This window comes from Candidatus Omnitrophota bacterium, from assembly GCA_041650805.1.
Taxonomy (GTDB): domain Bacteria; phylum Omnitrophota; class Gorgyraeia; order 2-01-FULL-45-10; family 2-01-FULL-45-10; genus JBAZKM01.
On the sequence record JBAZKM010000001.1, the window covers coordinates 217,431 to 239,099 of the forward strand.

Below are 21,669 nucleotides of genomic sequence, written 5' to 3' on the forward strand. Positions count from 1 at the left end.
ACGCTCCTTTCAGTTACGACTTTAATTTATCCGCCAGGTATCCTTTGACCTTCTCGACGCTCACGCGGTCCTGCTTCATCGAATCGCGGTCGCGGATCGTGACCTTCTTATCCTCAAGGCTATCCACATCTACGGTGACGCAGTACGGCGTCCCGACCTCGTCCTGTCTCCTATAAAGCCGTCCTATCGAGGCGGTATCGTCATACACCGCCTTGATATCCTGTTTCAGACCGTCGGTTATATCGTGCGCGAGTTTCACTATCTCCGGCCTGTTGCGCAGAAGCGGCAAGACCGCGGCCTTTATCGGGGCTAAACTTTTGTGGAGCTTCAGGCTAACCCGTTTCTCGCCCTTGACCTCTTCTTCGGAATACGAATCGGCCAGGAACGCGAGGACTGACCTGTCGATCCCGCCCGAGGGCTCTATCACATAGGGGGTGAACTTATCCTTCGTCTCTTCATCGAAATACTGGAGGTCCTTGCCGGAGAGGCGCATGTGCTGTTTGAGGTCGAAGTCGGTCCTGTTGGCTATCCCTTCGAGCTCGGACCAGCCGAACGGGAACTTATACTCTATATCCGTGCATGCCTTGGCGTAGTGGGCAAGCTCATCCTTTTCATGCTGCCGCTTCCTCAGGTTCTCTTCTCTTATGCCCAGGGAGACGTACCAGTTGAAACGCTCGGCCACCCACTTCCCGTACCACTCCTCGTCCGTGCCCGGCTTCACGAAAAATTCTATCTCCATCTGTTCGAACTCCCGGGAACGGAACGTAAGGTTCCCGGTAGTAACTTCGTTCCTGAACGACTTGCCTATCTGCGCTATCCCGAAAGGTATCTTGCGTCTCATGGAAGTGATGACGTTCTGGAAGTTCACGAATATTCCCTGCGCGGTTTCGGGCCTCAGATATGACAGGCTGCCCCCGTCCTCTATCGGCCCCAGGTGGGTCTTGAGCATAAGGTTGAACTGCCGCGCCTCGGTGAGCTCGCCGCCGCACTCCGGGCATTTCTTGCCGGTGACATGTTCTATCTTAAAACGCTTTTTACACCCTTTGCAGTCGACGAGCGTATCCTCAAAACTCGTGACGTGGCCCGAAGCCATCCAGACCGAAGGGTGCATGAGTATGGCCGCGTCCAACCCTTCGACATCGCCCCTCCGGTATACGTTCGAGCGCCACCATGCCTCTTTAAGATTGCGCTTCAGCTCGGCGCCGAGCGGGCCGTAGTCCCAAACGCTCCCTAACCCGCCGTATATTTCACTGGATTGGAACAGGAACCCCCGCCTCTTGCAAAGGGAACCTATCTTCTCCATTAAGTCCGGTGCTTTATTCATAAGTTTCCGCTATCCTAACACAAAGGTACTGTTAAATCAATCACTTTTTGTCCTCTTTTTTGTCGAGGGCCTCTTTCAGCAGGACGATCTCTCCGCCGAGCGCCTTTTGCTCCGCTTCGATCCTGTCCAGCCGGGCCGCGACCGTATCGAATTCCCGGGATGCGTATTCATCGGTGCTCTCCAGATAGATGCGCCCCTCTTCCCGGCGCAGCTGGCCTCCTTTAGGTACCACTATATTCACATCCCCCGCCTTCTCCACCTCCATGCCGGCAGGTATCCTTACGTCGCTCTCCGTCTTTTCGGCTGAGTACGCGGGACCGGCAATGAGTGCGGCATGGATCAAGCCGGTTAAAACAAAGAGCATCACCTTATTCATCGCGCCGTCTCCTTTACGCCCTTATCTATGGTATCGAGGAACTTGACCGTCTTGAGCCGCCTCTCTATATGATAATCCAGGAACTTCCGCAGTATCTTTTCCAGCTCCTCTCCGACCTGTGAAGAGACCTTGATCCTGTCCACCTTATCGAACGGCAAACCCTGTATATGCTCTATGAACTTTACCGTGCCCTGGAGGACCTCTGCCGCATCCTTATCCGAGCCGAGACATTTTTTGCATATCAGGCCGCCGTTACGGAAGCTGAACCGCGCCCCGTCCCCGGCCTTATCCGAACAGTTGGCGCACAGATCCAGCGTAGGCATAAGCCCCAGAAGGCTCAGGAGCTTTATCTCGAATATCCTCGTGACGCGCTTCGGGCTCGCTTCTCCGGCCAGGAGCCGCAGGCTGTTCAGTAATATGTCGAAGACGTCCCTGTGCGGATCGGAGAGGGACGTGACCGAGTCGAGAAGCTCCGCCATATACGCCGCATACGCCAGCCGTTCCAGGGATTCGCGGATAGGGCTGAAGAACTCCACGAGGTCGCATTGCGATATGGTATACAGGTCGCTCTTCTTGCGCTCATAGAAGACAAGCTCGTCGAGCGCAAATATCTCCAAACTCCCGCCGCCGTATTGCGCGTGAGGCCCGCGTACGCCGCGCACTATCCCTTTGATCTTCCCGAAATCTTTTGTGTAGAAGGTGAGGATGAGGCTCGTCTCGCGCAGGTCCTGGCGGCTTAATAGGATCGCTTCGGTCTTCTGGATGGCCATTATCAGCTTTCAACAGCTGTCAGCTTTTTTTGGCTGATAGCTATCTTAATATCTGGAACACAAAAGTAGTTAAGAGGATGCCTATGACCGCGCCCGCGAAGACCTCCGAAAACGTGTGCACCGCGTCCTTTATCCTGTGCCTGGCTATGAGGAACGCCATGAAGAACGCCAGGACTATGACGATCGAGTTATTTGTCAAAAAGGTTATTATGGTCCATATGGAGAAGGCGATCGCCGAATGGCCGGAAGGCATCCCGCCGCGCAAAGGCGTGCCCCTGTGGAATATTATCTTTCCCATTATCGATGTGCCGAATACGAGGATCAGCGCTATGAACGTAATATGCCACGGGGACTGTTTTATCCGCACCATCGCATCCTCTATCCTGAAAGGCACCCTTTTGGAAAAGAGCGAGTACCCGACTATCGCCGCATTGATCGATGTGAGCAGGACCGCCCCGGCGCTCACGTCTTTGATGATGCGGGCGATGGGATGGAATTCGCTCTTGATCATATCCACGACAAGCTCTACGCATGTATTTATCATCTCTGCCGACAGGACGAATGTTATCGTAAGACACAGGATGAGTATCTCGCCCATGCTGAAGCTGAGGTATATGCCGAGGAGGATAATGAGGACGGCCGAGAGGAAATGTATGCGCATGTTCCTCTGCGTCCTCATGACGTAGATGAAACCTTCTATCGCGTCGTTAAAACTCTCGATAAATTTTCGTTCTTGCATAGATATCTTAAGACCTTCTTCTCTTTACGGGACATCCGGGCCCGCTCCCCCGGGGTACCGTCCTCATAACCGAGGAAGTGGAGTATGCCGTGTATAACGTAAAGGACGAGCTCCTCGGCAAAACCGGTCCCGAAACGTACGGCGTTCCTTGACGCCGTGTCGGATGAGATGAATATCTCGCCGAAGAACGCGTCCGTGCCCATCCCGTCTTTTGGCAGCCTGAAACTCAGCACGTCGGTGGCCCTGTCCGCGCCTTTATACTTCCTGTTAAAAACGCGCATCGCCCCGTCGCTCAAGAATACGACCTCGAACTCCGTCTCCGGGGGTTCTTTTAATATCTCCAGTATCCTGATCACCAGCCGCCTGATAAAACGCCTGTTAAGGCCGAAAGAGCCGTTAGCATTTATTACGGTGATATGCGGAGGTGTCATGCCTTTACGTTCTCGTATGCCTTGATGATATCCTGGACGAGCTCGTGCCTGACGACATCCTCGCCCTTAAGATAGACGAATGAGATGCCTTCTATTCCTTTAAGGACGGTGCGGACCTGGCTCAACCCGGATACCTTGTGGCTGGGCAGGTCGCTCTGGGTTATATCCCCGGTTATGACGGTCTTCGAGTCAAAACCGAGACGCGTCAGGAACATCTTCATCTGCTCGGGCGTGGAATTCTGCGCCTCGTCCATGATTATGAACGAATCGTTCAAAGTCCTCCCTCTCATGTACGCAAGCGGCACCACCTCTATTATGCCGCGCTCTATAGAATCCTTGATCCTCTCCACCTCCATCATATCGTAAAGGGCGTCGTAAAGCGGCCTCAGGTAAGGCGTAACCTTGGCGGAGAGATCGCCGGGCAGGTATCCTAAACTTTCGCCCGCCTCGACCGCCGGACGCGTAAGTATGATACGGCTCACGAGCTGTTTCTTCAGGGCGTTCACGGCCATCGCCATCGCCAGATACGTCTTCCCTGTGCCGGCGGGCCCTATGCAGAATACGATATCGTTATGCCTTATCGCATCGACATACTCTTTTTGCCCTTTCGATTTCGGGGTTATGTACTGCCTTTTGGAGGAGACCTCTATCCTGTCGAGGTAGATCGAGTGGATATCGCGTGTTTCGTCTTCTTTTATGGCATGTATGGCATACAGGAGCTCGTGTTTCTTCACCAGGCCGCCGCTCCGTATCGTAAGGAGAAGCTCCTCGAAGAGGCGCGATGCCTGTTCTACGGGTGACGATCCCCCCTCCAGGTTAAGGGTCTCGCCCCTCGTCGCTATGCTGATCCCGAATTCGTTCTCTACTACCTTCAGGTTCTCGTCGTGGGTGCCGAATAGCGTCTTGGCTTCCTGCATATTATTAAGTTTGATAGACCGTTCCATGATAAAGCCGTTCCTAATTTATGAGGTCTACATCCAAAGCTATAAATTCGCGCTTCAGGTCTCCCCTGTCAGGCGCGGGCGGAGGCGTGCCCTTGAGATATCCCCTGTTGCCGGCGGCCATATTCTGGTCTACCCTGTCCATCTTCATCTTATAAGGCGCGCTTACGCGCTCGCAGCCTGTTGTTATGATGAGAAGAGAGAGCCCGAGGAACGCCACGCATACAACTCGCATAAAACCTCCTTTACTTCTTTATACGGATACCCAATTCGTTCAACTGTTTCTCATCGACCGGCGAAGGGGCGCTCGTCATCGGGCAGAACGCCTTCTGCGTCTTGGGAAAGGCGATCACATCCCTGATCGAATCGCAGCCCAGGAATAGCGTAAGGAGTCGGTCCAGGCCGAATGCTACGCCGCCGTGAGGGGGCGCGCCGTACTTGAACGCTTCAAGGAGAAACCCGAAACGCGCCTGTGCATCCTCTTTTTTGAAACCGATTATCCCGAATATCTTCTCCTGCAGGGCCGTGTCGTGTATCCTGATGCTGCCCGACCCTATCTCGGTGCCGTTTATGACGAGGTCATAAGACCGGGACCTCACCCTGTCGAGGCCGTCCTTACTGTCCAGAAGGGCGATGTCATCCCGGTGTACCGATGTGAACGGATGGTGTTCCGACTCCCACCTCTTCTCTTCGGCGTTGTATTTGAACAGCGGGAAATCGGTCACCCAGAGAAAATCGAACCTCTTTTCGTCTATCAGGTTGAGCCGTTTGCCCATAAGTTTCCGGAGCGCCGCCATAGAATCGTACGCGACCTTTTCGCCGTCCGCCACTATGAATATCATGTCACCCTCTCCGGCACCGAGCGCATCCTTTATCGAGCCCAGCTCTGCGGCAGAGAAGAATTTATCTATCTGGGATACGGGCTTACCGCCCTCTATCCTGAAATTGGCCAGCCCCTTCGCGCCGTATCCTTTCACGAATTCTATGAGCTCATCGACCTGGCCGCGCGAATACTGCCCGCACCCGGGTGCGGCGAGCGCTATGACCTTCCCCTTTTTGGCGACCACATCTTTGAATATCTTGAACTGGCAATCCTTCACTATGCCGGTTATCTCTTTCAGCTCCATGCCGAACCGCGTATCCGGCTTGTCGCACCCGTACCTCGACATCGCTTCGCCGTATTTGAGCCGCGGGAAGGGTGTCTTCAGGTCCACGCCTATCGTCTCCCTGAATAACTTCTTCATGAGCCCTTCGGATATATCAAATATATCCTCTTCCGTGACGAATGACATCTCTATGTCGAACTGGGTGAACTCCGGCTGTCTGTCGGCACGCAGGTCCTCGTCCCTGAAGCATTTCGCTATCTGGAAGTACCTGTCCAGCGACGAGACCATCAGTATCTGCTTGAAGAGCTGGGGCGATTGAGGGAGCGCGTAAAACATGCCCGGGTTGAGGCGCGAAGGGACCAGATAATCGCGCGCGCCTTCCGGCGTCGATTTGGTCAGTACAGGCGTCTCGACCTCCACGAACCTGCGCTCATCAAAATAGTCGCGCGCCAGCTTGCAGACCTTGTGCCTGAGGCGTAAACTCTTCTGCATCATGGGACGCCTTATGTCGAGGTATCTGTACTTCAGGCGGATCTCCTCCGCTATCGCGCTGTCATCGGCTATCTCGAACGGCGGGGTGAGGGCCTTATTGAATATCTCTACGGAGGCGGCGCGGAGTTCCACTTTTCCCGTGGGGAGTTTCTCGTTCTCGGTGCCCTTAGGGCGCTCTTCCACTATGCCTTCGACCTTCACCACAAATTCGGAGCGCAGGGATTCGCCTCTCTTATGTATGTCCGTATCCGACTTCGTATCGAAGACGACCTGCGTCACGCCGAACCCGTCCCTCAGGTCTATGAATATGAGGTTTCCGTGGTCACGGCGCGACCACACCCATCCGCATAACGTCGCCCTCTTCCCTATCTCCTTCTCGGTCAGCTCCCCGCACGTGTGCGTCCTTAACATATCCGCTTCCTCACTTCTTCTATGATATGATCTGTATCAACGGGCACCTGATCATCTTTTTTTGCCATATCTTTGATCAATACCTTATTCTGCCTCAACTCATCATCCCCGATGATAAGGACGAACCTCACTCCCAGCGCGTCCGCTGTTCTCATTTGAGATTTTAAAGACTTGCCCTCATAATCCATCTCGCATGATATGCCGGCGTCTCTCAATACGTTCGCTATAACAAATGCTTTTGAATAAGGGGACTCTCCGATGGTGGCCACAAAAACATCCGCTCCATGTTTCTTTAAGTCGCCGCCTGTTTTACGCCCCCATGCCAGGATCATCCTGTCCAGACCAAGCGCAAAACCACACGCACCCAGGGCAGGTCCTCCCATATCGCTTATAAGATTATCATATCTCCCACCTGCGCCTATCGCATCCTGCGCACCGAGATCTCTTTGAGTTATCTCGAACACGGTCCTGGTGTAGTAGTCCAATCCTCTTACAATATGATTATCCACATCATAAGGTATTTTTAACGAATCCAAAAACCCGAGCACCTTATTAAAATGGTCCTTGCAGTCGCCGCACAAGAATTCCGCTTTTTTAAAGCTTCCTTTTACGATCGCCCTGCAATTTTCGTTTTTACAATCGAGCACTCTTAAAGGATTGGTCTTCAGCCGCCGTTTGCAATCTTCGCACAAGATCTCTGCTGTCCCTTTATCCGAAAAGGTTTTCTTCAAAATCTTTTTCAGTTCTTCCTTATCTTTACTACAACCCAGATTATTTATTTTCAGCTGACAACCTTTTATGTCGGAATCTTCCAATATCCTCATGGCAATTTTTATGACTTCCGCATCTACGGCAGGGCTGGTTGATCCTATGGCCTCTAATCCTATCTGATAGAACTGTCTCATACGACCCGCTTGCGGACGTTCCGCCCTGAACATGGGGCCTATATAATACAATTTTTGAAATGGATCGGTTTTATAAAGATTATTTTCCAGGTATGCTCTCACTATCGGGGCCGTTCCTTCCGGCCTCAACGAGATATTCCTCCCGCCACGGTCTTCAAATGAGAACATCTCCTTATTGACTATATCAGTATCCTCCCCAACGCTCTTGATGAAAAGGGCCGTCTCTTCCATCACCGGTGTACGTATCTCTCTGTATCCGCATTTTTTAAATATATTGCGAGAGATATCTTCTATCCGCTGCCATCCGGACGATTCATCCGGCAGTATATCCCTCGTACCCCTTATCGTCTTGTATTTCATCTTTCTATCCCCTATCCCCTATACCCTAACTCTCTATCTCTTAGCTAATACCCTATACCCCAACTCCCTATTTCTCAGCTAATACCCCATACCCCGCCACTCACTTCGCCTTCTTCTTCATCACCATCCCCGCCTTGAACGTGACGACCTTCCGCTCCGGTATGGGCACTTCCTGGCCGGTCTTCGGGTTACGACCGATCCGCGGCTTCCTCGTCTTCACCTTGAAGACCCCGAAGTTCCTCAACTCCACCGTCTCGCCCTTTGCGAGCGAATTGGTGATATGGTCAAGCGTCTTCTGGACGACCTTCTTTACATCTATCTGTTTCAGGTCCGTCTCTTCCGATATCTTCAATACTATCTCTTTCTTGGTCATTCTCCCTCCCCTTTCACGTTGATCTTCCCGCAAATATCCGTTTGAAAAATGCGCCCACAGGATTGAATTCTTCGATACGCCGTTTCTTATCTTTGAGCCGTTCCAGTATGTTATTCAGGAATATATATGAATCCCGCCAGTCCTCTTCGACCTTCTTCAGGTGTTTTTCCGACATGAAGAGGATATTCTCAAGCGCCAGTATCTCATTCACAGGGTCGGTCAACCGCCCGTGCGGCATGTACTTGAACTCCAGGCCATTCTTCATCGTCGCATACTTATCCCTGAGGATGCGCTTTGTATCAAGGAATTTGTATTCGTCGTCTTTAGTGATCGTCCCTTTGGATATGGTGCCATCATATATGGAGTGCAGTTTGGCCCACAGCTCCAGGAAGCTCTTCACCGATTTTATATCGGCCTCTGTCTTTTTATCTATCATAACATTCTGTTTTGCAATGAGTTATGGTAGCATTCTTATGCTAGCTTGTCAAGGTGTTAACTCACTACGTCCTGAAGCTCACGACATCCCGCCCGAATATCTTCTCTATGTCCTTGACGAGCCCTTCGTGCGGCTCGACGGTCAGCATCTTCCCTACCGAGAGGAGCGTCTTCTTCCCGTCAGGCTTCCTGAATGACAGGTAAACGGGTATGACCCCGGGATACCTGGATAGCACCTTCTTAAGGTTATCGAGCGAATGCTTCTCCAGGCCGGCCGTAACGAGCTCTATGAGAAGCGCCTTGGTGTACTTCGCCTTCACCGACTCCAGCGTCGATATCTCGCTGGCGATCAACTTCGGCTCCTCTTCCCTCATATTCAGGCGGCCTTTCATGAAGACCATACCGTCCTGCTTTACAAGGTTCCCCCATTTTGCGAAAGTGCTGGGGAAGACGAGGACCTCTACGGTACCGCTCAGGTCCTCAAGCGTTACGATCGCCATCTTCTCGTTCGTCTTCCTCGTAACGGTGAACTTGACCTTGCTTATTATACCGCCCAGCAGGATCTCATCGCCGTCCCTCTGCGTCTCGAGAGAGGTGATCTCGCACGTGGAGTATGTGTTGAGCAGTTTTTCGAACCGCGCGAGCGGATGTTTTGTGATGTAAAATCCCAGGAGCTCCTTCTCATATGCCAGGAGCTGGTTCTCGGGCCACTCCTGTATGTTCGGGATGTCCTGAAAGGTCTTTTTGAAATTCTCCTCATCCTGGAACTTATCAAAAAAGGAGAGCTGCCCGTTCATCTTGTCTTTATGGATATTGCCCGCCGCCTCCAGCGCCTTGTCTATGATCGCGGCGAGCTGCGACCTGAAGAGACCGAGCGAATCCATGGCCCCGCATTTTATTAGACTCTCTATCACCTTCCTGTTGACAAGACGCGGGTCGACCCTTTCGGTGAAGTCGTATATCGATTTGAAGCGCCCGTCTTTCTGGCGCATGGTGATTATCGAATCTATCGCCCCCTGGCCGACATTCTTCACCGCCACGAGCCCGAACCGTATCGATTCGCCGATGACGGTAAAGTTGGCAAAGCTCTCGTTTATATCGGGCGGCAGGATCTTTATCCCCATCCTGACCGCCTCGTTGATATAGGCCGCTATCTTGTCGAGGTTATCTTTTTCGCTTGTGAGAAGGGCTGTCATGAATTCGACCGGATAGTTGGCCTTAAGGTAAGCCGTGCGGTAGCTTATCATGGCGTAGGCGGCGGAATGGGATTTATTGAAGCCGTATCCCGCGAAATACTCTATCTGGTTAAAGATACGATCGGCCGTCTTGCGGTCGATATCATTGTTGAGGCACCCGTCTACGAAGTGCTGGCGCACCTGGGCCATGACCTCGGGCGTCTTCTTCGCCATCGCGCGGCGCAGGTTATCGGCCTGGGCCAGCGAGAAACCGGCGAGCGTCGAGGCGATCCGCATGACCTGTTCCTGGAAGACGATGATCCCGTAGGTCTCCTTCAGTATCGGCTCGAGCAGTTCGTGGTCATATCTTATCTTGACCTCGCCGTGTTTACGTTTCATGAAGTCGTCCAGCATGCCCGAGCCTATGGGGCCCGGCCTGAATAAGGCCAGGAGAGAGACGATATCCTCGAACCGCTCCGGCTTCAGCTTCTTCAGGAGGTCCCTCATCCCGGAACTCTCAAGCTGGAAGATACCGCTCGATTCCGCATTGGCCAGGAGTTTATATGTCTTCCTGTCGTCAAGCGGTATCTTCTCTATGACAACGTCCGAGCCTTTCGTGCGCTTCACTATCTTCACCGTTTCGCTTACTACCGTGAGAGTCCTCAGGCCCAGGAAGTCCATCTTCAGGAGCCCGATCTTCTCCAGCGACGTCATCGGGTAACCGGTGGTGATCTGCTGGTCCTGCACCTTATATAACGGGGCGTAGTTGACCAGCGGTTTTTCGCTTATGACGACCCCGGCGGCATGGGTCGAGGCATGACGCGTCAGGCCTTCGAGGGTGAGCGATGTGTCTATCAGGCGGGTGATGTTCGGGTCGGACCTGTAAAGCGTCATCAGCTCGGGTTCCTGCTCGAGGGCATGGTGGAGCGTCATATTGAGATCGTTGGGCACGAGCTTCGCTATCTTGTCTACGTCGCCGTAGGCCATGCCGTATGCCCGGCCCACATCCCTTATTACCGCCTTCGCCAGCATAGTCCCGAAGGTGATGATCTGCGCGACGTTATCTTTGGAGTATTTTTTGACGACGTAATCTATGACCTCGCCCCGCCGCTCATAACAGAAGTCGATATCTATATCGGGTAGGCTCACCCTCTCCGGGTTCAGGAACCTCTCGAAGAGGAGGTCATACTTCAGGGGGTCTATGTCGGTGATCCCGAGCGAATAGCTCACGACGCTCCCCGCGGCGCTGCCCCGCCCGGGGCCCACGGGTATGCCTATCTCCTTCGCGTGGTGGACGAAGTCCCAGGCGATCAGGAAGTAGCTCGTATAGCCGGAGTTCTCTATGATCTCCAGTTCATGCCGTACGCGTTCCATGACCGTCTTGTCCGGGGTTTCGCCGTATCTCGTCTTCAGGCCGTCATATACGAGTTCGTGCAGGTATCCCTCATTGGTCTTCCCCTCGGGGGAATGGTAATGAGGGAGGTGGGCCGTCTTAAAGTCGAGCTCCAGGTTACACTTCTCCGCGATGGCGATGGTGTTCTTCAGGGCCTCCGGGGCGATAGAGCCGAATGAGCGGGCCATCTCTTCTTTCGATTTGAAATAGAACTCCTCTGTCTGGAGGCGCATCCTGTTAGGGTCTTCCATCGTCGTCTGCGTCTGTATGCAGAGGAGCACCTCGTGGCTCTTCGCGTGCTCCTTTTCGAGGTAATGGATATCGTTGGTGGCGACAAGCCCCAGCCCCATATCTTTGGAAAGCTTTATGAGCTCTTCGTTCACCGTCCCCTGTTCCGGGATGAGGTTATCCTGTATCTCAAGGTAGAAGTTCTCTTTACCGAAGATGCTCTTATACTCGTCTATGACCTTCTTCGCCTGAGGAAGCTGGTTCGTGGATATGAGGTGCGGTATCTCGCCTTTTAAACAGGCGGAGAGGCATATCAGACCGTCCTTGTGTTTCGCAAGTATCTCTTTGTCGATACGCGGCCTGTAATAGAACCCCTCGAGAAATCCGGCCGAGACGAGTTTCATCAGGTTCCTGTAGCCGGTCTCGTTCTTTGCCAGGAGCACCAGGTGGAAAGACGCCTCCTGGATCCCGTGGCTCGACTTCTCGAACCTGGAATCCGGCGCTATGTAGACCTCGCTCCCTATGATCGGCTTTATGCCGTGTTTGATCGCCAGGTCATAGAACTCGATCGCCCCGAACATGTTGCCGTGGTCGGTAACGGCGCATGCGGGCATCCGGCAATCTTTTATCTTCTGGATCAGGCGCTCAAGGAGGCAGGCGCCGTCAAGGAGGCTATACTGAGTATGGACGTGGAGATGGACAAAGTCGGAGTGTGTCATTTATATAAGCTCAAAAACGAGAGAAATCACAAGTCACAGATATCGGGTCACAACGTCACCACGTCACAAGGTCACACGTAAAAGCATACACTGGTGACGTGGTGTCTTGGTGACCTGGTGACCTATTATTATTTTCCCATCCCTACCCGCTGGGCGACCTGGAAGACCTTGCCCTCGGTCTGGATCGACGGCGCTATTATTATCTCAGTCCTGTGCATCTCTTTCATGTTGCGTGCGCCGAGATTTCCCATAGATGTCTGGAGCGCGCCCATAAGGTTCTGTGAACCGTCGTCGACCTTTGCCGGGCCGTACAGGATCTCCTCCAGGCTCCCGGTGACGCCTACCCTTATGCGCGTCCCTCTCGGAAGGTTCGCATGCGGAGTGGCCATCCCCCAGTGGAATCCCCTTCCCGGGGCCTCTTTGGACCTGGCGAACGCCGAACCTACCATAACGGCGTCGGCGCCGCAGGCGAACGCCTTGCATATCTCGCCGCCTATCGACATCCCGCCGTCGGTGATGATAGGGACATACCGTTTTGTCTTCTTATAATAAGTATTCCTCGCCGCCGCGCAATCTACCGTTGCCGTGACCTGCGGGACCCCTATACCGAGGACACCCCGCGTGGTGCATGCCGCCCCCGGACCTATGCCGACCAGGAGGCCGCTCGCGCCGGTATCCATAAGGGCAAGGGCAACTTCATACGTTACGCAGTTACCTATAATGACCGGCACTTTCATCTTTTTACAGAACTTGTAGAAATCGAGAGCCCTGTACGCCTTCGACAGGTGTTTCACGGTCGTGACCGTAGATTGCACTATGAATATATCTACGCCTGCCTCCTCCGCTATCTCGCCGAACCTCTCCGCGCGCTGCGGTATGGCGCTCACTATCGCCGGGACCTTTGCCTTCTTTATCTCTTCTATCCGCTTTGAGATGAGATACTCTTTTATCGGCTCCTTGTATATATCCTGCACCAGCTTCGTCGCCTCATCCGGCGTCGCGCTCGCTATCCTGTCAAGGACTTCACCCGCATTTTCGTAACGTGTCTGTATGCCCTCCAGGTTGAGCACCGCCAGCCCGCCGAGCTTTCCCATGGCGATGGCGAATTTGACGTCTACTACCCCGTCCATGGCGGCGGCCAGTATAGGCACTTTATACTTCTTACCGTCCACCTCCCACGAGGTATCGACCTCTTCCGGATTTATGGTCACCTCTCCCGGGACGAGCGCGATCTCGTCAAACCCGTAGCATCTCCTGACCTTGCGGTCTACGCCGATATAAAATTGAGCCATTGTGGGTCTCCATGTTTTAGTATTGCATATCGTGAAAAAGATTGTTCACATATAATATATAATTACCGTATATTTGTCAATTGAAAACAAACTGGGACTCCGGTATCTCCGAAGTCCCAGTTCATCTTTTACTCCAAACTCCTAACTCCCGACTCTCTTAATACATCCCGCCCCCGGGAGGCATGCCGCCCGGCATCGCGGGGGCCTTCTCCTCTTCGGGTATGTCCGTAACTATCGTCTCGGTGGTGATCATCAGGGCCGCTATGCTGGCCGCGTTCTGAAGCGCGGTCCGCGTGACTTTCTTAGGATCTATCACGCCGGCCTGGATCATGTCGCCGTATTTATCGTTGTCGGCGTCATACCCTTCGTTCGTCTTCATATCTTTGACCTTCTGGACGACTACGGAACCTTCAAGACCCGCGTTATTCGCTATGGTCCTGATCGGCGCCTCGAGCGCCCTCTTCACTATCTCTATCCCTATCTGCTCGTCACCCGAGAGTTTCAGTTTATCGAGCGAATCTACGCAGCGCAGCAGCGCCACACCGCCGCCGGGTACTATCCCTTCCTCTACCGCCGCTCTCGTGGCGTGCAGGGCGTCCTCGACGCGTGCCTTCTTCTCTTTCATCTCGGTCTCGGTCGCCGCGCCTACGTTGATCACCGCCACGCCGCCGGCGAGCTTCGCCAGCCTTTCCTGCAGTTTCTCTTTGTCGTAGTCGGAATCGGTGCCTTCGATCTGCTTCTTTATCTGGCCTATCCTCGCCTGTATATCCGAGGTCTTGCCGGCGCCTTCCACTATAGTGGTATTGTCCTTGTCTATCCTTACCCTCTTTGCGCGCCCCAGGTCTTCCACCTTCACGTTCTCAAGCTTTATACCCAGGTCTTCCGTGATCGCCTTGCCGCCCGTAAGGATGGCTATATCTTCGAGCATCGCCTTGCGCCTGTCGCCGTATCCCGGCGCTTTTACCGCGGCGCATGAGAGGGTGCCCCTGATCTTGTTTACGACCAGGGTCGCCAGGACCTCGCCTTCGGTCTCTTCCGATATGATCATGAGCGGCTTCCCTGCCCTTGCCACCTTCTCAAGAAGCGGCAGTATATCCTTCATGCTCGATATCTTCTTTTCGTGTATGAGTATGAACGGGTCTTCGAGCGAGCATTCCATCTTCTCGGCATCGGTCACGAAATACGGCGAGAGATATCCCTGGTCGAATTCCATGCCCTCCACCAGCTCAAGCTCCGTCTTGGAGGCCTTGCCCTCTTCCACCGTGATGACGCCGTCTTTTCCGACTTTCGTCATCGCGTCCGCGATAAGGTCGCCTATCTCGTGGTCATTATTCGCCGCGATCGACGCGACCTGGGAGACCTCTTTCTTGTCCTTGGAGTTGATCGGCTTCGAAAGCTTCTTCAGCTCTTCGATGACCCTCTCCACAGCCTTCTCTATACCGCGCTTCAGGGCCATCGGGTTGGCCCCGGCGGTCACGTTCTTCATACCCTCTTTGAAGATCGCCTCCGCGAGGATCGTAGCGGTTGTGGTGCCGTCGCCGGCGTTATCGGACGTCTTTGATGCCACTTCCTTAACGAGCTCCGCGCCCATATTCTCATACGGGTCTTTCAACTCTATCTCCTTTGCCACCGTCACACCGTCTTTGGTGATGGTCGGCGCGCCGAACTTCTTGTCGAGGACGACGTTCCTTCCCTTAGGGCCCAGCGTCACCTTTACTGCGGCGGCGAGCTGCTCAACGCCCTTGAGGATGGCCCTTCTCGCCTCCTCGCTGTACAATAGTTGCTTTGCCATATCTTTCAGCCTCCTATAAATTTTGCTTTACTTCACTATCCCCAGGATATCCTCTTCCTTCAAAATGAGATACTCGGTACCGTCTACCGTGATCTCGGCCCCGCTGTATTTTCCGAATAATATCTTGTCACCGACCTTGACTTCCGGCGGGATCGTCTTTCCTTCATCGGAGACCTTGCCTTTGCCCACCGCTACCACCTTCGCTTCCTGCGGCTTCTCTTTCGCCGTGTCGGGAAGCACTATGCCCCCCTTCGTCACCTCTTTAGCTTCCAGGACCTCTACTATGATCCTGTCCGCCAATGGCTGGATCTTCATACCCATACCTCCCTTCGATTTTTCGGGTTTTCTCTTTCAATTAGCACTCAATCCCAATGAGTGCTAACAAGACGTATTATACGAAATCGTGGAAAATTGTCAAGAAAAAATTGAGAAAAATTTTTACGGGTGGCGCGTGGCGATGAGGTAAAGGCCCTTGAGGGTGAGGTCGTCGTCGACGACCCGGATGGACTTTGTGTAGCGCCTGATCAGTTTTGCGTTGCCGCCGGTAGCGATGACTTTCGTATCCCTGCCGAGCTTTCTGCGGTAACTCGATACAAGGCCGTCGCACATAGCGCCGTAACCGAATAGTATCCCCCCGCGCATGCTCGACTTCGTATCCTTCCCTACGATAGAGACGGCCCTCTTCAACTCGACCCTGGGCAGAAGCGCCGTCCTCTCATAAAGCGATGATAGCCCCATATCTATCCCGGGGAGTATAAGCCCTCCAAGATAAGCGCCGCTCCTTGAAACGATGTCGAACGTTATGGCGGTGCCGAAATCTATCACGACTGCCGGCGCTCCGTAAAGTTCCCCGGCGGCGTATGCGTTCACAAGGCGGTCCTGGCCGACCTCGCCCCTATTCCTGTATAGATTTTTTACCGGGACCGTCACATCCTTTCCTGTAACCGATATCCTGCACCTCGCGACCCTGCGCAACCGGCCCAGGACGAGCGAAAGCGCGCTCGGGACGACGCTCGATATGACTATCTCCCCGACGTCTTCCATGTCCAACCCGGCCCTCTTGATAAGCCTTCCTATGCCTCCGGCATAATTGAGACGGTCAGCCGTGGGCAGCTTTATCTTCCCGGCGATATGTCCGTTCCTGAAGATGCCCGCAGTGATATTGGTGTTGCCGATGTCGATCGTTAGAACAACTCGCATAAACTCCTAGTGGTCACCAGGTCACCAAGACACCACGTCACCAGTGAATGCTTTTACGTGTGACCTTGTGACATGGTGACGTGGTGACTTTTATCTCACCATCTCCACATCCCCTGACGAAACCTTCTCAAGGATTCCGGAATCGAGACGCACCACCAGCGACCCATCGCTATCCAGGTCGTGCGCCGTCCCGTCAAATGTCCTGTTATGCAATACCACCCTTATCCTGGAACCCAGCATCGAAGATAGGGCCTTCCATTCCTCTATAATAGGGCCAAAACCTTTCGTGCGCAACAAATAATAGTGGGAATCGAGCGTCTCCAGCATATTACGCGTAAGCTCAACCCGGGATACGGCAACGTCACGGCCTGCGGCGCGCATCTCCTCGCGTATCGAGGACGCGCCTCTGGGCAGGGCCTTTGCCGCGGTATTTACATTGACCCCTATGCCCACCACTACAAAGCTTATATTATCCTGTTCCGCCTTCATCTCTGTAAGTATACCGCACACCTTCTTATTGTGAATGAGGATATCGTTCGGCCATTTTATAGACGCCTCCAGCCCGGATACTTTACGAATAGAGGTCGCTAATGAGACGGCCGCCAGGAGCGTTATCCTGGGTATGCCTTCCGGCGGCATATCGGGCCTCAATACGCATGACAGGTATATACCCCCCTTCGGAGGCGATGTCCAGTGCCGGCCGTGCCTCCCCTTCCCTTTCATCTGTTCTTCGGCTATTACCACGAGGCCGTCGCGGCAGTTATTTTCCGCCATTTCGTATGCGGCATCGTTCGTCGAATCAAGTTTCTTGTACGATATTATATCCCTGCCCAGCGTCCTCGTCTTCATATTCCACTGTATCTCGGAAGGTATGAGCCGGTCCGGCGCATGTACGAGACGATAGCCGAGGTGAGGCGATGCCTCGATCTCATACCCCTCCTCCCTCAGCTTCTCTATATGCTTCCAGATGGCCGCCCTTGAGACATCCGCAAGCTTGCAGATCTCTTCCCCCGACACATATCCTTCGCGCCTGGTCCTCAATATCTTCAGTATCGTCTCATCGATCATGTTCAGCTTTCAGCTATCAGTCTTCAGCTTTCAGCAGCTGTCAGCTTTTTTGCTGATAGCTGACAGCTGAAAGCTGATAGCCCCATTAAGAATTTGTCTTTTTTCTGATCTTTTCTTTTAACTCCGCGATCTCGTCCCTCAACACAGCGGCGCGCTCAAACTGCAGATTCCTTGCCGCCACCTCCATATCGTGCTGCAGCTCCGAGATGAGCGTAGTTATATCATATTGATCGTCCGTCTCCTCTACTGCGCCGCTCACTATCTCGCGCGCCTTTCTGTACGACTCTATCCCTTCCCGTATCGCCTTTTCTATGGACCGCGGGGTTATCTTATTATCCTCGTTGAATTTTGTCTGCACCTTACGGCGCCTCGTCGTCTCATCTATCGCCTTCTTCATCGACCTGGTCACCGTATCTGCATACATGAGGACTTTCCCGTTGACGTTCCTGGCGGCCCTCCCGGCCACCTGTATCAGGCTCGTCTCGCTCCTCAGGAACCCTTCCTTATCGGCATCGAGTATGGCGACGAGCGAGACCTCTGGGAGGTCCAACCCTTCGCGCAGAAGGTTTATGCCCACAAGACAGTCAAATTTCTTTAGACGCAGGTCCCTCAATATCTCTACCCGTCCTATGGCGTCTATCTCGGAGTGGAGATACTTTACCTTGAGCCCCATCTCCTGGAGGTACCTGGCGAGGTCCTCTGCCAACCGCTTTGTGAGGGTCGTGACGAGCACCCTCTCCTTCCTATGGGCACGCTCCCTTATCTCCTTTATCAGGTCGTCTATCTGGTTCGAGGTGGGCCTCACCTCTATGGGAGGGTCCACGAGCCCTGTCGGCCGTATGACCTGCTCTATGATATTCTTCCCGCTCTTCCCTGCCTCATAATCGGAAGGGGTAGCCGATACGAATATTACATTACCCACCAGGTTCTCGAATTCATCGAATTTGAGGGGCCTGTTGTCAAGCGCGGACGGAAGACGGAACCCGAAATCGACCAGCGTCTCCTTCCTTGCCCTGTCGCCGTTATACATACCCCTTATCTGCGGCACCGTTACATGCGATTCATCTATGATGGTCAGGAACCCTTTGGGGAAATAGTCGATCAGGCACCAGGGCCTCGACCCGGCCGGGCGGGCTGACATGTGGCGCGAATAATTCTCGATCCCGTTGCAATACCCTATCTCCCTCATCATCTCTATGTCATATCGCGTCCTGGACCCGAGACGCTGCGCCTCAACCAGCTTATTCTCCCTTTTAAGTTCTTCGAGACGGCCGGACAGCTCCTCCTCGATCGACTTTATGGCCGCTTCGATCCTGGCCGGGGTCGTGACAAAATGTTTGGCCGGATATATGCCGACCTTTTTTATCATTGATATCACATCGCCCTTCAGCGGGTCTATCTCGTAGATATGCTCTACCCTGTCGCCGAACTGCTCCACACGGTAGGCAGTCTTCGTGTAAGCAGGATATATCTCCACCGTATCGCCGCGGACCCTGAACGTCGAGCGCTTGAAGTCATAATCGTTCCGGGTGTAATGTATGGAGACGAGTTTTTTAAGCAGATCATCCCGGGAGATCTCCTGCCCCTCCTCAAGTACGGCCAGCATCTCGCCGTATTCCTCCGGGGACCCAAGGCCGTATATGCATGAGACGCTGGCCACTATGATGCAATCCTCGCGCGACATGAGCGAGCTGGTAGCCGAGAGGCGCAGGCGGTCTATGTCCTCGTTTATGGAGGCATCCTTTTCTATGTAGATATCCGTTTGCGGGATATACGCTTCCGGCTGGTAATAATCGTAATAACTCACAAAGTATTCGACTGCGTTATGGGGAAAGAATTCTTTGAATTCGCTGTAAAGCTGCGCGGCGAGGGTCTTGTTGTGGGAGATGACGAGCACAGGTTTCCCGATATTCACTATGACGTTTGCCATAGTGAACGTCTTGCCCGAGCCGGTGACCCCGAGGAGAGTCTGGAACGGATATCCTCTCTCAAGGCCTTCCGTCAACCGTTTTATGGCATCCGGCTGGTCGCCCTTCGGTTCGAAATCGCTTATGAGTTTAAATTGGGACATTATTAGCTTTCAGTCTTCAGCTTTCAGCAGCTTTCAGCTTATCTACCAGCAGGTATGCTTCTTTAGCTGACAGCTGAAAGCTGATAGCTGATAGCTCTATTATATTATTTCCAACGACATATCTATCGAATCCACGGAGCTCGTGAGCGAGCCGACGGATATGATATCGACCCTCGTCTTTACGTATTCCTCAAGATTATCGAGAGTGATGCCTCCGGAGGCCTCCAGGAGAGGCCGGGTTTTCGAGATGCGCCTTATTTCGACGCATGCCTTTATCTCGCGCGGGCTCATATTATCGAGCATGACGATCTCCGGCTTGCCTGCCAGCGCATCGCTGAACTCTTCCGGGGTCGTCACCTCTATCTCGATCACCGTCCCCTTCTGGCTCTTCTTCCTCGCCGTCTCGACAAGGTCTCTTAATTCTATTCTTTTCCTCCCAACTCCCGGCTCCAAACCCCTGACTTTTATGTGATTATCCTTCACCAGCACCTGGTCGTAAAGCCCCATGCGGTGGTTGGAACCGCCGCCCATCGAGACGGCATATTTTTCCAGGTACCTCAGGATAGGCAGGGTCTTGCGCGTATCCATGATCTTTACTCCGTACGGCCTTGCTATCTCGACAAACCTCTTCGTCTTCGTAGCTATGCCGCTTAAGAAAGAGATAAAATTAAGCATGGTGCGCTCGGCCTTCAATATGGAGGCGGCATGGCCTTCGATGAAAGCGAGCTCCTTGCCTGCGCCGACGAAACTTGCGTCTTTACAATTGGGCTTGAACCTTACACTGTAATCCACGGCCCCCATGGTCCATTCCGCTATCTGGAGCCCGCAGGCCACGCATTCCTCTTTTGTGATCATGACGGCCTTGGAACTATGGAATTTGCCTATAAGCGCGTCTGTCGTGATGTCGCCTTTACCGATATCCTCTTTCAGCGCCGCCCTGATAATAGGCAGCGCCCTATCTTTATCTAACTGCATACTCAACCTCGCGCGGGACGGGTTTCCCCTCCACCGCTTCGATGAACCGCTCTTTGAATATCTCCTTATCGAACCGCTTCGCGTTCTCTACTATATCACGGTGCGACAGGCGCATGGTATCCAGCTTCCTTATGGCTTCGATCAGGAACCCCGGCGTCTTACCTTCGAAGAATACCCCGGTCACTCCATCAACGACCGTATCCAGCGCGCCTCCTTTTTTATAAGCTATCACGGGGCAACCTGCGGCTTGAGCCTCGACGGCGACTATGCCGAAGTCCTCCTTCTGGGGATAGACAAGCGCCCTGGCCCTTGAGTAATAATCTTTGAGGGATTCTGCCGGCTGCCAGTCGAGGAACTTTATATTTCTCCCGGCCATCTTCTTAAGGCGTCCCCTGCACGGGCCGTTGCCGATGATGACCAGGGGCCTCTCGATCGCGTTGAAAGCCCGTATCGCAAGCTCGGTCCTCTTGTACGGCACCAGCTCCCCGACGATAAGGTAAAAATTTTCCCTCTTCGGCGGTGATTCGTTCAGGAAGTATCCCGTGTCGACCGGCGGGAATACGACTTCGGAATCCTTATTATAACACCGTTTCACCCTGCCCCTGACATGGTTTGAAATAGCCAGGAATATATCCGGATTGGCCGCGGTGCGGACATCCCATCTCTTCAGATAGCGCACGAGCGGCCGTGCCATCTTCCTGAAACGGCCGAAGTATTCATCCTCGTAGACCCATATGTACCTCATGGGGGTAAGGCAGTAGGAGATATGCCTGGCCCCCTTCCCGGCTTTTGCGCCCTTGGCAACGCAGTGGTGGACGCTTATGACGAGATCGTAACCGCGCAGGTCGAAACTCTCTACGGCTTTGGGAAATAGCGGAAGGTACATCCTGAAATGCCTGCCGGAAAACGGGAGATGCTGGATGAAAGAGGTCGTCACCTTCTTCTGCCTGAACGTCTCAAACGTTTTTTTGGGGTCGTTGGCGAGCGTGAATATATCGGCCTGCGGGTAGATCTCGAGTATGACCTTCAATATCTGCTCCGCCCCGCGCTTATTCACCAACCAGTCATGGACTATGGCTACTCTCACAACATA

The 21,669-nt window shown here is 53.5% G+C and carries 20 protein-coding genes; all 20 read right to left on the reverse strand.

What is annotated here, in order from left to right; all coding sequences use genetic code 11:
• Positions 1 to 13: 13 nt before the first annotated feature.
• The 20 genes from WC515_01255 to WC515_01350 all read right to left on the reverse strand — a co-directional run bounded on the left by WC515_01255 (position 14) and on the right by WC515_01350 (position 21,663).
• A complete protein-coding gene (locus WC515_01255) occupies positions 14 to 1,324 on the reverse strand; it encodes a glycine--tRNA ligase (protein ID MFA5145998.1) in 1,311 nt (436 codons plus the stop codon).
• 40 nt (positions 1,325 to 1,364) lie between these two features.
• Positions 1,365 to 1,700, reverse strand: coding sequence for a hypothetical protein (locus WC515_01260; protein ID MFA5145999.1), 336 nt, complete (start codon positions 1,698 to 1,700; stop codon positions 1,365 to 1,367).
• The gene (gene recO / locus WC515_01265; protein ID MFA5146000.1) at positions 1,697 to 2,470 is read right to left on the reverse strand and encodes a DNA repair protein RecO; all 774 of its coding nucleotides are present in this window, start codon (positions 2,468 to 2,470) and stop codon (positions 1,697 to 1,699) included. The genes WC515_01260 and recO overlap by 4 nt, the downstream gene beginning before the upstream one ends.
• 40 nt (positions 2,471 to 2,510) lie before the next feature.
• Positions 2,511 to 3,209, reverse strand: a complete 699-nt coding sequence (locus WC515_01270; GenBank protein MFA5146001.1) for a diacylglycerol kinase — start codon at positions 3,207 to 3,209, stop codon at positions 2,511 to 2,513.
• Positions 3,167 to 3,640, reverse strand: coding sequence for an rRNA maturation RNase YbeY (gene ybeY / locus WC515_01275; protein MFA5146002.1), 474 nt, complete (start codon positions 3,638 to 3,640; stop codon positions 3,167 to 3,169). Before ybeY ends, WC515_01270 begins: the two co-directional genes overlap by 43 nt.
• Entirely contained in the window at positions 3,637 to 4,584 is a 948-nt protein-coding gene (locus WC515_01280; protein MFA5146003.1) for a PhoH family protein, read from the reverse strand. Before WC515_01280 ends, ybeY begins: the two co-directional genes overlap by 4 nt.
• Positions 4,585 to 4,597: 13 nt before the next feature.
• The gene (locus WC515_01285; GenBank protein MFA5146004.1) at positions 4,598 to 4,816 is read right to left on the reverse strand and encodes a hypothetical protein; all 219 of its coding nucleotides are present in this window, start codon (positions 4,814 to 4,816) and stop codon (positions 4,598 to 4,600) included.
• Between the two features lie 10 nt (positions 4,817 to 4,826).
• Entirely contained in the window at positions 4,827 to 6,590 is a 1,764-nt protein-coding gene (aspS, locus tag WC515_01290; protein ID MFA5146005.1) for an aspartate--tRNA ligase, read from the reverse strand.
• A complete protein-coding gene (gene hisS, locus WC515_01295; GenBank protein MFA5146006.1) occupies positions 6,584 to 7,855 on the reverse strand; it encodes a histidine--tRNA ligase in 1,272 nt (423 codons plus the stop codon). The genes aspS and hisS overlap by 7 nt, the downstream gene beginning before the upstream one ends.
• A gap of 100 nt (positions 7,856 to 7,955) precedes the next feature.
• Positions 7,956 to 8,228, reverse strand: coding sequence for an HU family DNA-binding protein (locus WC515_01300; protein ID MFA5146007.1), 273 nt, complete (start codon positions 8,226 to 8,228; stop codon positions 7,956 to 7,958).
• A 13-nt stretch (positions 8,229 to 8,241) separates the two neighbouring features.
• Positions 8,242 to 8,664 carry a hypothetical protein gene (locus WC515_01305; GenBank protein MFA5146008.1) on the reverse strand — a complete coding sequence of 141 codons (423 nt, stop codon included), beginning with the start codon at positions 8,662 to 8,664 and terminating at the stop codon, positions 8,242 to 8,244.
• 64 nt (positions 8,665 to 8,728) lie between these two features.
• Complete coding sequence (locus WC515_01310) at positions 8,729 to 12,178, reverse strand: DNA polymerase III subunit alpha (protein MFA5146009.1); 3,450 nt, start codon at positions 12,176 to 12,178, stop codon at positions 8,729 to 8,731.
• Between the two features lie 128 nt (positions 12,179 to 12,306).
• Positions 12,307 to 13,470 carry a GuaB3 family IMP dehydrogenase-related protein gene (locus tag WC515_01315; GenBank protein MFA5146010.1) on the reverse strand — a complete coding sequence of 388 codons (1,164 nt, stop codon included), beginning with the start codon at positions 13,468 to 13,470 and terminating at the stop codon, positions 12,307 to 12,309.
• Positions 13,471 to 13,627: 157 nt separating this feature from the next.
• Positions 13,628 to 15,262, reverse strand: coding sequence for a chaperonin GroEL (gene groL, locus WC515_01320; GenBank protein MFA5146011.1), 1,635 nt, complete (start codon positions 15,260 to 15,262; stop codon positions 13,628 to 13,630).
• 27 nt (positions 15,263 to 15,289) lie between these two features.
• On the reverse strand, positions 15,290 to 15,577 hold the full coding sequence (gene groES, locus WC515_01325) for a co-chaperone GroES (protein ID MFA5146012.1): 288 nt from the start codon (positions 15,575 to 15,577) through the stop codon (positions 15,290 to 15,292).
• A gap of 123 nt (positions 15,578 to 15,700) precedes the next feature.
• On the reverse strand, positions 15,701 to 16,462 hold the full coding sequence (locus tag WC515_01330; GenBank protein MFA5146013.1) for a type III pantothenate kinase: 762 nt from the start codon (positions 16,460 to 16,462) through the stop codon (positions 15,701 to 15,703).
• 90 nt (positions 16,463 to 16,552) lie between these two features.
• Positions 16,553 to 17,530, reverse strand: coding sequence for a biotin--[acetyl-CoA-carboxylase] ligase (locus WC515_01335; protein ID MFA5146014.1), 978 nt, complete (start codon positions 17,528 to 17,530; stop codon positions 16,553 to 16,555).
• A gap of 85 nt (positions 17,531 to 17,615) precedes the next feature.
• Entirely contained in the window at positions 17,616 to 19,601 is a 1,986-nt protein-coding gene (gene uvrB / locus WC515_01340) for an excinuclease ABC subunit UvrB (protein ID MFA5146015.1), read from the reverse strand.
• 99 nt (positions 19,602 to 19,700) lie between these two features.
• On the reverse strand, positions 19,701 to 20,576 hold the full coding sequence (gene nadC / locus WC515_01345; GenBank protein MFA5146016.1) for a carboxylating nicotinate-nucleotide diphosphorylase: 876 nt from the start codon (positions 20,574 to 20,576) through the stop codon (positions 19,701 to 19,703).
• Positions 20,563 to 21,663, reverse strand: coding sequence for a glycosyltransferase (locus tag WC515_01350; GenBank protein MFA5146017.1), 1,101 nt, complete (start codon positions 21,661 to 21,663; stop codon positions 20,563 to 20,565). The genes nadC and WC515_01350 overlap by 14 nt, the downstream gene beginning before the upstream one ends.
• Positions 21,664 to 21,669 lie beyond the last annotated feature (6 nt).

What these genes read in the sequence shown, in the direction of transcription:
- WC515_01255 (MFA5145998.1), bottom strand. Translation starts at nt 1,324, where the DNA reads ATGAATAAAGCACCGGACTTAATGGAGAAGATAGGTTCCCTTTGCAAG.
- WC515_01260 (MFA5145999.1), bottom strand. Translation starts at nt 1,700, where the DNA reads ATGAATAAGGTGATGCTCTTTGTTTTAACCGGCTTGATCCATGCCGCA.
- recO (MFA5146000.1), bottom strand. Translation starts at nt 2,470, where the DNA reads ATGGCCATCCAGAAGACCGAAGCGATCCTATTAAGCCGCCAGGACCTG.
- WC515_01270 (MFA5146001.1), bottom strand. Translation starts at nt 3,209, where the DNA reads ATGCAAGAACGAAAATTTATCGAGAGTTTTAACGACGCGATAGAAGGT.
- ybeY (MFA5146002.1), bottom strand. Translation starts at nt 3,640, where the DNA reads ATGACACCTCCGCATATCACCGTAATAAATGCTAACGGCTCTTTCGGC.
- WC515_01280 (MFA5146003.1), bottom strand. Translation starts at nt 4,584, where the DNA reads ATGGAACGGTCTATCAAACTTAATAATATGCAGGAAGCCAAGACGCTA.
- WC515_01285 (MFA5146004.1), bottom strand. Translation starts at nt 4,816, where the DNA reads ATGCGAGTTGTATGCGTGGCGTTCCTCGGGCTCTCTCTTCTCATCATA.
- aspS (MFA5146005.1), bottom strand. Translation starts at nt 6,590, where the DNA reads ATGTTAAGGACGCACACGTGCGGGGAGCTGACCGAGAAGGAGATAGGG.
- hisS (MFA5146006.1), bottom strand. Translation starts at nt 7,855, where the DNA reads ATGAAATACAAGACGATAAGGGGTACGAGGGATATACTGCCGGATGAA.
- WC515_01300 (MFA5146007.1), bottom strand. Translation starts at nt 8,228, where the DNA reads ATGACCAAGAAAGAGATAGTATTGAAGATATCGGAAGAGACGGACCTG.
- WC515_01305 (MFA5146008.1), bottom strand. Translation starts at nt 8,664, where the DNA reads ATGATAGATAAAAAGACAGAGGCCGATATAAAATCGGTGAAGAGCTTC.
- WC515_01310 (MFA5146009.1), bottom strand. Translation starts at nt 12,178, where the DNA reads ATGACACACTCCGACTTTGTCCATCTCCACGTCCATACTCAGTATAGC.
- WC515_01315 (MFA5146010.1), bottom strand. Translation starts at nt 13,470, where the DNA reads ATGGCTCAATTTTATATCGGCGTAGACCGCAAGGTCAGGAGATGCTAC.
- groL (MFA5146011.1), bottom strand. Translation starts at nt 15,262, where the DNA reads ATGGCAAAGCAACTATTGTACAGCGAGGAGGCGAGAAGGGCCATCCTC.
- groES (MFA5146012.1), bottom strand. Translation starts at nt 15,577, where the DNA reads ATGAAGATCCAGCCATTGGCGGACAGGATCATAGTAGAGGTCCTGGAA.
- WC515_01330 (MFA5146013.1), bottom strand. Translation starts at nt 16,462, where the DNA reads ATGCGAGTTGTTCTAACGATCGACATCGGCAACACCAATATCACTGCG.
- WC515_01335 (MFA5146014.1), bottom strand. Translation starts at nt 17,530, where the DNA reads ATGATCGATGAGACGATACTGAAGATATTGAGGACCAGGCGCGAAGGA.
- uvrB (MFA5146015.1), bottom strand. Translation starts at nt 19,601, where the DNA reads ATGTCCCAATTTAAACTCATAAGCGATTTCGAACCGAAGGGCGACCAG.
- nadC (MFA5146016.1), bottom strand. Translation starts at nt 20,576, where the DNA reads ATGCAGTTAGATAAAGATAGGGCGCTGCCTATTATCAGGGCGGCGCTG.